The sequence below is a fragment of the Claveliimonas monacensis genome, from assembly GCF_014982975.1.
GTDB lineage: Bacteria > Bacillota > Clostridia > Lachnospirales > Lachnospiraceae > Claveliimonas > Claveliimonas monacensis.
Map to the genome: position 1 here is coordinate 1 of NZ_JADCKL010000022.1, position 10,152 is coordinate 10,152.

At 50.1% G+C, this 10,152-nt stretch carries 10 protein-coding genes and 2 pseudogenes; 1 reads left to right on the plus strand and 11 read right to left on the minus strand.

From position 1 onward, the window contains the following. Positions 1-72: 72 nt before the first annotated feature. The 8 genes and pseudogenes from INF30_RS14250 to INF30_RS14285 form a co-directional block, all read right to left on the minus strand. Positions 73-378 carry a hypothetical protein gene (locus tag INF30_RS14250; RefSeq protein ID WP_330601350.1) on the minus strand — a complete coding sequence of 102 codons (306 nt, stop codon included), beginning with the start codon at positions 376-378 and terminating at the stop codon, positions 73-75. A 229-nt stretch (positions 379-607) separates the two neighbouring features. Further along, complete coding sequence (locus tag INF30_RS14255; RefSeq protein WP_226395685.1) at positions 608-2,017, minus strand: MATE family efflux transporter; 1,410 nt, start codon at positions 2,015-2,017, stop codon at positions 608-610. Between the two features lie 210 nt (positions 2,018-2,227). Beyond that, the gene (locus tag INF30_RS14260; RefSeq protein ID WP_226395686.1) at positions 2,228-3,385 is read right to left on the minus strand and encodes an AI-2E family transporter; all 1,158 of its coding nucleotides are present in this window, start codon (positions 3,383-3,385) and stop codon (positions 2,228-2,230) included. 155 nt (positions 3,386-3,540) lie between these two features. Next, the gene (locus tag INF30_RS14265; protein ID WP_226395694.1) at positions 3,541-4,068 is read right to left on the minus strand and encodes a type II toxin-antitoxin system death-on-curing family toxin; all 528 of its coding nucleotides are present in this window, start codon (positions 4,066-4,068) and stop codon (positions 3,541-3,543) included. Between the two features lie 33 nt (positions 4,069-4,101). Next, positions 4,102-4,440 (minus strand): annotated as a pseudogene (gene rhuM / locus INF30_RS14875) (RhuM family protein); the annotation flags it as partial. Further along, positions 4,397-4,717 (minus strand): hypothetical protein, encoded by a 321-nt coding sequence (locus INF30_RS14275; RefSeq protein ID WP_226395687.1) that lies wholly within the window; start codon positions 4,715-4,717, stop codon positions 4,397-4,399. The pseudogene rhuM and the gene INF30_RS14275, both read right to left, overlap by 44 nt. 120 nt (positions 4,718-4,837) lie before the next feature. Further along, on the minus strand, positions 4,838-5,662 hold the full coding sequence (locus tag INF30_RS14280) for a glycosyltransferase family 8 protein (RefSeq protein ID WP_226395688.1): 825 nt from the start codon (positions 5,660-5,662) through the stop codon (positions 4,838-4,840). Between the two features lie 120 nt (positions 5,663-5,782). Then, a pseudogene (locus tag INF30_RS14285) lies at positions 5,783-6,073 on the minus strand (hypothetical protein); the annotation flags it as partial. A gap of 244 nt (positions 6,074-6,317) precedes the next feature. On the opposite strand from INF30_RS14285, the gene INF30_RS14290 reads away from it, so the two are divergent. Then, positions 6,318-6,689, plus strand: a complete 372-nt coding sequence (locus INF30_RS14290; RefSeq protein ID WP_226395690.1) for a PBECR3 domain-containing polyvalent protein — start codon at positions 6,318-6,320, stop codon at positions 6,687-6,689. Between the two features lie 276 nt (positions 6,690-6,965). Here the strand turns inward: INF30_RS14290 and INF30_RS14295 are convergent, their stop codons facing one another. From INF30_RS14295 to INF30_RS14305, 3 genes are all read right to left on the minus strand, one after another. Next, the gene (locus INF30_RS14295) at positions 6,966-7,922 is read right to left on the minus strand and encodes an iron-containing alcohol dehydrogenase (protein ID WP_226395691.1); all 957 of its coding nucleotides are present in this window, start codon (positions 7,920-7,922) and stop codon (positions 6,966-6,968) included. A 17-nt stretch (positions 7,923-7,939) separates the two neighbouring features. Then, positions 7,940-8,716 carry an alpha/beta hydrolase gene (locus INF30_RS14300; RefSeq protein ID WP_226395692.1) on the minus strand — a complete coding sequence of 259 codons (777 nt, stop codon included), beginning with the start codon at positions 8,714-8,716 and terminating at the stop codon, positions 7,940-7,942. A 154-nt stretch (positions 8,717-8,870) separates the two neighbouring features. Beyond that, entirely contained in the window at positions 8,871-10,016 is a 1,146-nt protein-coding gene (locus INF30_RS14305; protein ID WP_226395693.1) for an iron-containing alcohol dehydrogenase, read from the minus strand. Positions 10,017-10,152 lie beyond the last annotated feature (136 nt).

Here is a 10,152-nt window from a genome sequence, read left to right on the forward strand (position 1 = left end):
CCTCCTTATAATAATCTGTGAGGTTAATTATACGCTATTGTTATTCGAGAAAACGACATGTACCATCAGGTTTTAAGCTGAGATCTGCATTTCTTCTGGAATAATAATACTTCTGGGATAATGTGTCTTATTCCAGTTCTGAGATAAGACACATGGACGAAGGCGCTTTCTGTTGTGGTAAATCCGGCCTTCTCCATCTTGTTTTCTTCCTTGTTGCCAGACACAAGCCCCACGTAATCGCAGGCTGTCATATGTTCCACGTCGCCCATGCTGACAGTGAATGCCTTGTTGATTGGCTTTCCCCTCCTCATCGTATGTGCCGATGATCATGACCGGCTGAGGAAACAAGAAAGGTTTGGCTCCAAAATCTTTTCTCATAACAAAAAACCTCCTGTTCTATTACCTGTATGGAAAATACATTCTCTTTACAGGTAATATTGTAGGAGGTTTTCCGCTAAAAGTACAATGCCAATTTGACAGAATAGTATAACCTTAACGCATACTTGCATTTTTATATCCTGCTTTTACAAGCCGGCTGCATTCCTTATCTTCGCTCTTATAAATACAGTTTTCGCACTTCTTTTTTTATCATAGATACATCCTCGTCCTATGCTTTCGCGATACCCTTTATAGTCTTCTTAAACTGTACCGCAAACAGGATGGCTGTAAATGTCACTGCAATGGTATCGGCGATAGGTTCGGCCAGATAGACGCCCATCGTCTCGTTTCCTTTCATAATCTGCGGCACAAGGTAAATAAGCGGGATAAGAAGAACAAATTTCCTCATGACGGCAACTACAATGGACTCCACCGCCTTGCCCAGCGCATTGAACGTCATCTGGCAGGCCATCTGGATGCCCATCAGGAACATGGCGGCCATGTAGACACGAAGGGCTGTCTTCGTGTATTCCACAAGCCCTGGATCCGATGTAAACATGACGGCAAATGCTCCCGGGAACAGCATAACCAGCGCCCACAGGATCGTTGCATATCCAAAGCTGACCTTCAGAAGGAGTTTAAACGCCGCCCGCACTCTGCCTGCATCCCCTGCCCCGTAATTGTAGCTGATAATGGGCTGCGCCCCCTGCCCCAGGCCCTGGAGAGGGAGCATGGCAAACTGCATGACGCTTGTAAGGATCGTCATGGCTCCCACAGCGATATCCCCGCCGTATTTCTGCAGGGAGCTGTTAAAGCACACAGAGATGATGCTCTCGCTGGCCTGCATGATAAATGTGGCAACTCCCAGAGCCAGACAGGGTCCGATGATCTTGGGCGTCAGTCCCAGATTTTTTCTCTTTATTCTAAGAAACGTCTTCTTGCCGCAAAGGAAGCTGACCACCCAGATGCAGGAGAGCGCCTGGGATATGATGGTCGCCAGTGCCGCGCCCCGTACGTCCATGTCAAATCCAAAGATAAAGATGGGATCCAGGATAATATTGGTAACCGCACCGATCAGCACAGAGAGCATGCCCGTCTTGGCAAATCCCTGGGCCGTGATAAAGGCGTTCATCCCCAGGGTGATTTCCACAAAGATCGTTCCAAGGGCGTAGATATTCATGTACCTGGTGGCATATGTAATGGTGTTCTCGCTGGCTCCGAAGGCCATAAGGAAATCTCTGTTCCAGATCAGCAGCACCACCGTCAGGACAACAGAAATGGCAATCTGCAGGGTAAAACAGTTCCCCAGCGTCTTTTCTGCCGACTCCTTATCCTTCTTCCCCATGAAGATAGAGGTCCGGGGCGCGCCTCCGTATCCTACCAGAGCCGCAAAAGCAGACACGATCATGATCAGAGGCATACATACACCCACGCCGGTGAGCGCCGTGGCACCGATCCCCGGAATATGTCCGATGTAAATCCTGTCAACAATATTGTAAAGCATATTGATAAGCTGCGCCGCCACTGTGGGAAGGGCAAGTTTCAGAAGCAGTTTTCCCAGAGGCTCTGTCCTCAGGAATTCCTTATCCTCCTGTTTTCCCTTTTCACTGTCTTTCTGTTCTTTCTCAGTCTGTCTCATAAGCGTCCTCTCCTTTTCACTGTCACATTACCCTTAACGGTTTCTTGGTAAACCGTTTAATTGTAAACTATTTTCGTGTAATTATTATACTCTTCTTTCGCTCGCAGTCAAGGGCAGACTCTCCCCAGCTGAATGCGCTCATCCGCAAGGAGACAGAAAGACATCTTTTACAGTGTTCTGAGGGTGCTTACCATGCCCATTCGAAGATTTTTATAGATCCTCCTGGGGAAGCTCTGCTTCCACTTCTTTTTTATCAGCATCGGAAGACTGCGGCTTATTCACATCCTCTTTCAGCAGGCGGTAAAGAGCTGCCGCAACAGGAACTCCCAGCAGCATGCCGGCAATTCCCATAATGCCGCCGCCCACTGTGACAGCCGCCAGCACCCATATGGCCGGCAATCCCAGGGAAGATCCCACCACTCTGGGATAGATCAGATTACCTTCCACCTGCTGCAGGATGACAAGGAATATAAGAAAGATCAGCGCTTTGACAGGGGACACGGAGAAAACCATCAGAGCGCCCACAGCTCCCCCGATATAGGCTCCCGCCACCGGGATCAGCGCGGTAAAGGCGATCAGCGTCCCCACCATGGTGGCATAGGGCAGGCGCAGAACCAGCATTCCCAGGGTACAGAGCGTCCCGAGAATGACGGCTTCCACACACTGTCCTACAATGTAGCGGCTGAAACTGTCATTTAACACCTCCAGCACATGCAGCACATTCCGGTTCCAGGATGACGGCAGATACCGGTTCATCAGCCGCCTGCACTGTCCTGCCAGTCTGTCTTTGCCGAGCAGCAGATAAATGGCAAAGACAAAACCGATCAGCGTGGTGACGATCTGTGAAAAGACAGAGGTGGCCGCGCTGATCAAGGCATTGACAACCGTGCCGGCGCCGTTTGTCAGAATATCCAGAAGCTGCCCCACCTTGGACCGCCAGTCAATACTGTTCAGAGCTTCCGCAATGTCCTCCTGGAGGATGTGATTGCGTGCCAGCATGTCAACCAGGGCATCAATGGCCTTGGTCAATCCGGAAATAATGACTCCGATGCAGGAGATCAGCTCGGGCACGATCCGGTTGATCAGAAGGATCACGATCAGCAGCAGGGTAAGGAACGCGGCGATCATGCAGACCGGTCTGCGGCTCTTTGCTGCCAGTCCGGTCTTTGCGCCTGGAAAATAGTATCTTTCATAAAAACGCATAAGAATGTTGACAAAATAGGCAATACCGCATCCCACGATCAGCGGCGAGGCGGCGCTCACGGCTGTCGCCAGAACATGGGCCGCATCCGGCCAGTACCGTATACCCAGATACAAAAGAAATATACTGACTACAATCTTCAAACATGTCTTCCACTCCAGCTTCATGCCGTTTCTTCCTCCATTTCCGCAAAGCCAGCCTGCTCTGCCTCTTCATTTGCGTTTTTTTCAGCGTCTGAAAATAAGTATACTGATATGAGCATTATAATATATCAGATGTCACATAAACAACAGCCAGTTCGGAGGAAGTGTCTATTTTCATCTTATTGCAGGCAGTTCATGATCACGCTGATCATCATTTCCTTTTCTTCCGGGTTCGATTCTGCGATCATGATCGTAAGCGCTACCAGGGTATGATCATCGATCAGCTTTCCGCCGTTTTGAAACAGCACACCGTTTTTATCCAGAAAACACAGGAATATGGTGGCCGCTATCCGTTTATTTCCATCGGAAAAACTGTGATTCTTTGTGACAAAATACAGCAGATTAGCCGCTTTCTCTTCCAGTGTCGGATAAAGATCTTCCCCTCCAAAGCTCTGATAGACCGCCCCGATACTTCCTTTAAAGGAGTCATCTTTTTCGTTGCCAAACAAAGAGCTGCTCTCCCCGAATTTCATACTGTCAATCACTTTTCTGCATTCCTCATAGGTCAGAACATAGATGGCTTCACTGCCTTTGGGCCGGGTCATATTCTGATGATCGTAAGCATCCAACAGTTCCAGCGCATGGCTGTATCGTTCCACCACAGTCAGCACCTGTTTTGAGTCAAGGCTGCTCTCTACTCTTTTCATAACCTGTATTACCTCATTTAACTGATTCATGCGGTTATGATTTACAGCATAACCTTTGATTATGTACTCTTTTAATACGGAGTTGGCCCAGCGCCGGAATTCCACGCCCCGTTTGGATTTCACACGATAACCGACGGATATAATTACGTCCAGATTATAGTGTTCTACCATATATTTCTTATTATCCGCAGCAGTTGTCGCAAATTTTGCGACAACTGAATTTTGTTCAGCTAGTTCCTCTTTCAGCGCATTATTAGTGTGTTTGCCAATCGTTTTTACATCCCGCTCAAACAATGCCGACATCTGATTTCTATTGAGCCAGACCGATTCATTGTCTACCATAACCGGCAATGCCCTTGACCTGGCCGTCATCTACCACAATGCTGGCTCCTGCGTCCGCGTCAATGCCCTCTGTGTCCACATCTTCCGGCACGGAGAAGTAGGCAATAAGAATGTTGGAGGAGCCTGTGGCCGCCCCGGTGTCAGTCTCATCCTCCCCGGCGTCTGCCTGGTCATCGGATGTCTCCTGCGTCTGGTCAGAAGAAGTCTGATCCCCGGATGCCTGGTCTTCCGCTGTGCCGGCTCCGCAGGCAGTGATCCCAAGGGCTAAGGCTGAGGTCATCAGTATGGTCACGATTTGCTTTTTCATATTTTCACTGTCCTTTCCTTTTCCATCTGAACTGGTTTTACGGTTTTATTATAGAAAAAACGAGTCCTCCTAAGAAGACTCGTTTAGTTTCGCAGTATTAACTTCAAGGTAAATGCCGCCTTACCCTTCCTGCCCCCAGTCACGCATGGCAAGCTGCATATAATGCTGGTACAGCATACCGAAGCGATAGATATAGCCCGGCTTCCACGGTTTTGCCTTGCCGCAGAAGTGCAGGATGCCGGTGTTTTCCATCACCCATTTTACATTACATTTTCCAGAGCTGCGCATCAGATAGTTGTTGTAATTCCGGGCGTCGTAGTTCCAGAGGGCATCGTCCAGAGGAAAGATCCGCTCCCCGTAGAGTGCGTTTAAGAGGTCCTGGTCCGGGAGAACCAGCTCCATGCGGTGCTCCTCCACATGCTGAAAGATTTTCTCCGGGAGGATCTCCTGCCGTCCCAGCTTCAGATCCATCAGCAGCACACCAGAATTATAATAGTCGTGCTCCACTCGCAGCCGGAGCCTGTTCATATCGTTTGCAAATTCTGTTTTTCCTGTGTGGGCCGCCGCCCCGAAGAGCCAGCCTGTCATGTTCGTCTCCCAGAGAGGACGCAAGGGGTTGATGACCAGTGTATCCGGGTCCAGGTAGATCATCCGGTCCAGGTCCTCCGGCAGCATCCAGGCTGCCAGCAGACGATAGTACATCTCCACCGGGTATCTGCTGCTGGCCGGGGCGCTCCGGAACAGCTCCTCATCCATCTGTACCGGGAAAAAGCCGTATCCCGCCTGCCCGCACCATTTGTCCACTGCCTCCAGCATCGGCTCCGGCAGGTGATTGTGGAGCAGATACAGGGAAAATTGCTCGCCCGGATTGTTCATCTTCAAGGATGTGAGCATGACCTGGAGCTGAGGAAAATAATTCTGATCAAGAGTGACTAAGATATTCAAACTATAACCTCCCATTTTCCGCGTTTCTGTACATTTTCTTTTATACCAGACCCGGCACCGTCCCGCCATACCCAATATAAAAAATCTGTATAGACAAATTACGGAAAATGTAAAAACCTGTCACCTGGCAGCTTCGCCGCCAAGGACTGCTCCCTTTTTCACAGAAATCTTAAGGCCCGGGCAGGGCTCCTTCTGGTGGCAGCAGACCGTTCCACTGCTTACTTCCACTGTGATCTTTTTCTGCCATCCTTCCGGGATGTAGATGATGATTTTTCCGCTCTCCACATAGCGCTGTACCACCAGGTTTGGGTTGAACCCGTCCCGGATCTCCACTGTGGCGTTTTTCTCTGAAATAAGGTAATCCTGTGCCTCTTTTTTCTTCATGACAAAATTTTGCATAGTCATCTTCTTTTCCTCCCCCTGCCCCTGTCCGGGGTCTTATCTGCTCCCGGCCCTGCCGCCTTTTGTATGATGACTATACTATACTGGAATTTTTTTTAAATAATGTTGGCAAATTATTTAAGAATTCTTAAATTTTTTGTTCTGTCCAGGTATGTAGGATGAAAATAAAATGCTGGACCAGCATCCTTTTATATGATAAACTGATTGAACCAGAACATTATGTGACTATAGCCGACAGGAAAGAAGGTGCATAGTGACAGATCGTATATTTCCCATACATTCTTTTAATCTGAAATTCAACGAATATCTTCCTTTTTCATTTACACAGGACTTTATTTATCAGTCTTCCGGCCTAAAAAAGCATATCGAAAAGCGGCATCCCGAATGTCTGCCATATTTGCCGATGATCCCCGATATCATAGCTTCTCCGGACTATATTGGGGTTAATCCAAACGAAAATGTTAAAAGCTTTGAACTGGTAAAAGTGCTCAATGAAAATATCCAGATAGGAATTAAACTGGATATCAAAAAAAATTACCTCTATGTAGCCACACTGCACACCATCACTGACGGAAAACTTCAGCATGGTCTAAAAAATGGGCGGTTAATCAAATTTGACAAATAAACATATTTTATCTATAATAAGCATACAATAAATTGAATTGCAAAGGTCGGAAAGGCTCCCGACACACTCGCAAGAGTACCTGAGATGCTGGATACGCCGCCCAGCTTGCTATTCAATTTAAATCGAAGGTGCCACTATTATATGAGTGGCACCTTTTGATATGCAGAAAAATAGTATTCCCTTTCTTAAAAACACTCTTTAAAAATCTCCAGTATCTCCCCCGGCAGTATTTTCCGGTAGCCTCCCGGTGAAAAACGGCAGGAGTCCGCAATGCTCTTAAGCTGCTTCTGATCCTTGATCCCAAGCTGCCGCAGAGTGGTGGGAAAGCCCGTCCCTGTATATATGGCGGTAGTAGGACGGGTGCAGCACCGCCATCCCCTGGCCGTGTCCACAGTCCGTGTAGGCTCCAAGCTGGTGCTCCATGAGGTGACAGGCGAAATCGCACTTTTTCCCCAGTTTGATAAGCCGGTTCTCGGACAGGGTGGAGTCCCACAGAAGGTTGCTTCTGGCTGTGTAATCCCGGGGATTTTCCACCGCCATGCGCATATTCCTTATGATATTGCGCATCAGCGCCTCGGCCAGCTCATCAGACACATTCTGCTCGTCCGGCTCGCTGAAATAGGTCTCCATGATATGGGAGAGGCTGTCAAATACCCCCGCCACCATCTGTTCCTTCGGTACGCTGTAGGTGTAGACGGGATCCATGAGGGCAAACCTGGGGCTGCACTTCGGGTAGTCGTACCCTGTCTTTATCTTCCGCTTTTCGTGGGTAATGACAGTCGCCCCGTTGCACTCGCTTCCTGTCCCCGCCGTGGTGGGGATCATACCTGTGGGGATGGGGTCAAAATCAATGATGCCTTTTCTCGCCCAGTAGTTCTCCCAGGCGTCGCCCCTGCATCCTGCTGCCAGCGCCACAGCCTTGGCACAGTCCATGACAGAGCCGCCCCCGATACCCAGGATCATCTGTACCTGCCCCTCTCTGGCAAGCCGGACGCCCTCCATGACTTTCCCGTAGGTGGGATTGGGCATGATGCCCGGAAATTCCACTATGTTCTTCCCCGCCTTCATAAGGATGCTCAGCACTTCGTCGTAGATCCCGTTTCGCTTGACAGACCCCTGGCCGTAGGCCATCATGACCGTGTCGCAGTCTTTCACAAGGCAGGTGAGGAATTCCTTCACGCACCCCTGGCCAAAGTAGACCTTTGTCTTATTTTCATATATAAAGTTGTTCATATGGAACCCTTCCTCCTCTAACTCTCATCTATCTGCGCCTGCCAGAAAGCAATAGCATCATTGATCCAGCCCTCCGCAGAGGTGCCGATGCCAAGTCCAAAGCCGTGCTGCAGATCCGGGTAGTGATGAAATTCCGTCCGGATCCCGGCGGCGTCCAGGTTTTCAATCCGCTCCTCCATGGTCCGCCAGTTTGCGATTCCATCGTTCTCCCCCACGCAGGCGTAGGTAGGGGGATCATTTTCCGTGTAATCCGTGTGTCCCGTGTACTGCATGATCACGGCTCCGGGCCCTGGCAGGTCATCCCCGCCGAACCGGGCCGGACCGTAGGAGCCAAGGTACGCGGCCATTCTGGCTCCAGCGGAACCGCCCCAGAGGGAATAGCAGTCCGTGCTGACCCCCAGCTCTTGTGCATGTGAAAAGATAAAGCTGATGGCCGCCGCCAGATCCTCACAGGCGACCTCCGCTCCCCCTGTCCTGTACTGCAGGGCAAAGGCATTGTATCCCTGGCGGCTCAGCTCCAGGGCGTGGGGAAAGCTCTCGTGAACGGAGCCCACATAGTAAAAGCCGCCTCCTGCGCAGACCACAGCAAAAGGCGCCTTCTTCTCTCCCCGGAAGAAGAAAAGACCTGTGTCCTTTTTCTCTGGGTCCTGCCGTTTCTCCTGCTGAGAGTAAATATCATAGAAAATCTGGCGGTCCTGTTTCCTCTGCTCCTGCATCTGCCGGATCACATCCACGATCCTTGTATCTGCCTGTACCATCATCATCTCTCCTTTTTTATCTGACCGGCCGCTCATCTGTAGTCTGCGCTCCGGCTCACTTCCATCCAGTCCCGGATTTCCCGCAGCCTGTGATCAGCCATGTCTTCATATATTCTTTCACCTCTTTAAGTAAATTGGCAAAGATACGGCCTGTGTATCTTTGCCAATCTTCCGATCCTTATCTTTTTCTTTACATGCACTCCATCAGAATATCGTAGATCTCATCGTGGCTCAGCTCTCTTGGATTGCTTTTGATAATATTGCAGCTATCCGCCACATTTCTTAAAAGCTCCGGCGTGATCTCTGTTTTCGACCGCAGTTCACTCATCTTTGTCGGAAGGCCGCACTCTCTGATAAAGTCTGCCATCGCCTCAACGGCTTTTTCCGCTGTGTCCACGCCAAAGACTTCCTGGCCGAGCCTGGCAAATTTCTCCTCCGCATCTTTTGCGATATGGCGGTAGTAAGCCGGGTGGATCACTGCCAGTCCCTGTCCGTGATTACAGTCTGTGTAGGCTCCAAGCTGGTGCTCCATCTGGTGGCACTGGAAATCCGTTACTCTTCCCACCTTCAGAATGCCGTTTTCCGCCATGGCGGAGTCCCACATGAGATTGCCCCTTGCCTGGATATCGTCTATATTTCCCATCAGCCGCTTCATGTTTACCACTGTATTTCTCATGACAGCCAGGGCCACATCGTCAGATACATTGTCTGCGTCTGAATTTCCAAAATAGGTCTCCATGGCGTGGCTCAGTGTGTCGAAGGCTCCGGAGATCACCTGCATTCTGGGCACGGACATGGTGTAGGCCGGGTCCAGGATAGCAAACCTGGGAGCCGCAGCCGCCATTCCAGCCTTGATCACCTTCTCCTCGTTGGTGATGACTGCGCCGCCGTTCATCTCAGCGCCTGTGCCGGAAGCGGTGACAATGGCGCCCATGGGAATCACCTCTGAAGGGAACTGATGGTCTGTCATCTCCATCTCCCAGAGGTCCTTGTCTGTCTTTGCCTGGGCTGCCACGATCTTGCAGCAGTCAATGACAGAGCCGCCGCCCACTGCCAGGATAAAGTCAATGTGTTCCTTCTTTGCAAGCTGCGCTCCTTCCTGCACTTTGGCGTAGGTAGGATTGGACATGATGCCGGAAAAATCTGTCACCTCTTTGCCCGCCCCTTCCAGGATGGATTTCACCTCATCGTAGATGCCGTTCTTCTTCACGGAACCGCCGCCGTAAGCCAGCATCACATGAGGGCCGTAAGCGGACACAGCCGCTGCCAGGTGCTCTTTTGCTGCTCCCTCTCCAAAATAAACCTTTGTGGCATATTCATATACAAACTTCTGCATGATCCATTACTCCTCGTATTATATAGTAGTAGTGTTTATAGACCCTCTCCAAGGTCTGTATGCTATACTGTTTGGAGATACTGTGGATTGGTTCATTCCTCCTACCACTTGATGGTTACGGAAAGGCTCCAACCAC